Source organism: Bacillus sp. LQ01, from assembly GCF_057624735.1.
This window is the reverse complement of the sequence record NZ_JBYEZL010000022.1, coordinates 1-1,257: the sequence shown is the minus strand read 5'-3', so window position 1 is coordinate 1,257 and position 1,257 is coordinate 1. Positions and strand designations below refer to the sequence as shown.

Annotated in this window: 9 tRNA genes and 2 rRNA genes; all 11 read right to left on the bottom strand. The window is 49.1% G+C overall.

Annotated elements, in window-relative coordinates:
- Positions 1-126 precede the first annotated feature (126 nt).
- Positions 127-202 (bottom strand) — tRNA-Ala (locus tag AC22L0_RS29245).
- 9 nt (positions 203-211) lie between these two features.
- A tRNA-Pro gene (locus AC22L0_RS29240) sits at positions 212-285 on the bottom strand.
- Positions 286-293: 8 nt separating this feature from the next.
- Positions 294-367: transfer RNA gene (locus AC22L0_RS29235), tRNA-Arg, on the bottom strand.
- Positions 368-370: 3 nt separating this feature from the next.
- Positions 371-459: transfer RNA gene (locus AC22L0_RS29230), tRNA-Leu, on the bottom strand.
- A 16-nt stretch (positions 460-475) separates the two neighbouring features.
- Positions 476-550, bottom strand: a tRNA-Gly gene (locus AC22L0_RS29225).
- 29 nt (positions 551-579) lie between these two features.
- Positions 580-660: transfer RNA gene (locus AC22L0_RS29220), tRNA-Leu, on the bottom strand.
- A 13-nt stretch (positions 661-673) separates the two neighbouring features.
- Positions 674-749: transfer RNA gene (locus AC22L0_RS29215), tRNA-Lys, on the bottom strand.
- Positions 750-762: 13 nt separating this feature from the next.
- Positions 763-838: transfer RNA gene (locus AC22L0_RS29210), tRNA-Thr, on the bottom strand.
- A gap of 4 nt (positions 839-842) precedes the next feature.
- Positions 843-918 (bottom strand) — tRNA-Val (locus tag AC22L0_RS29205).
- Between the two features lie 5 nt (positions 919-923).
- A 5S ribosomal RNA gene (rrf, locus tag AC22L0_RS29200) occupies positions 924-1,039 on the bottom strand.
- A gap of 101 nt (positions 1,040-1,140) precedes the next feature.
- Positions 1,141-1,257 (bottom strand): 23S ribosomal RNA (locus AC22L0_RS29195); the annotation flags it as partial.

Sequence of the window (1,257 nt, the reverse complement as noted above, 5' to 3'; positions counted from 1 at the left end):
TTAGGCACGCCGCCAGCGTTCATCCTGAGCCAGGATCAAACTCTCCAATAAAGTTAGTTTGTCTAGCATCTAAAATAAAAATTGACGTTTCACGTTGTTTGTTTCGTTCAGTTTTCAAAGAACTAATGGTGGAGCCTAGCGGGATCGAACCGCTGACCTCCTGCGTGCAAGGCAGGCGCTCTCCCAGCTGAGCTAAGGCCCCAAACAAGTATCGGGAAGACAGGATTTGAACCTGCGACCCCCTGGTCCCAAACCAGGTGCTCTACCAAGCTGAGCCACTTCCCGAAAGAAAACGCGCCCGAGAGGAGTCGAACCCCTAACCTCTTGATCCGTAGTCAAACGCTCTATCCAATTGAGCTACGGGCGCATATGGTGCCGAGGGCGGGGGTCGAACCCGCACGGTGGTCACCCACCGCAGGATTTTAAGTCCTGTGCGTCTGCCTGTTCCGCCACCCCGGCATGTCATATTGAAAATTGGAGCGGAAGACGGGATTCGAACCCGCGACCCCAACCTTGGCAAGGTTGTATTCTACCACTGAACTACTTCCGCAAGACATGTTTGAGATATTTTATTAAAAGTGCGGGTGAAGGGAGTCGAACCCCCACGCCAAAGGCGCTAGATCCTAAGTCTAGTGCGTCTGCCAATTCCGCCACACCCGCATATTAATTAAAATGGTGAGCCATGAAGGACTCGAACCTTCGACCCTCTGATTAAAAGTCAGATGCTCTACCAACTGAGCTAATGGCTCTTACAATAAAAACTGGTGCCGACTAGAGGACTTGAACCCCCAACCTACTGATTACAAGTCAGTTGCTCTACCAATTGAGCTAAGTCGGCTAAATGGTGGAGGATGACGGGATCGAACCGCCGACCCCCTGCTTGTAAGGCAGGTGCTCTCCCAGCTGAGCTAATCCTCCGGATTGCCTGGCAACGTCCTACTCTCACAGGGACAAGGTCCCAACTACCATCGGCGCTAGAGAGCTTAACTTCCGTGTTCGGTATGGGAACGGGTGTGGCCTCTCTGCCATCATTACCAGACTGTATTCATTTAAGACAAGAATCATTGTAACTCATTTAACTTTTAAAGTCAACAAGTTTTTTATATTCTTTCAAAACTAGATAACATTGCTTCATATTATATGGTTAAGTCCTCGATCTATTAGTATTCGTCAGCTCCACATGTCACCATGCTTCCACCTCGAACCTATCAACCTGATCATCTTTCAGGGATCTTACTAGCTTACGCTATGGGAAAT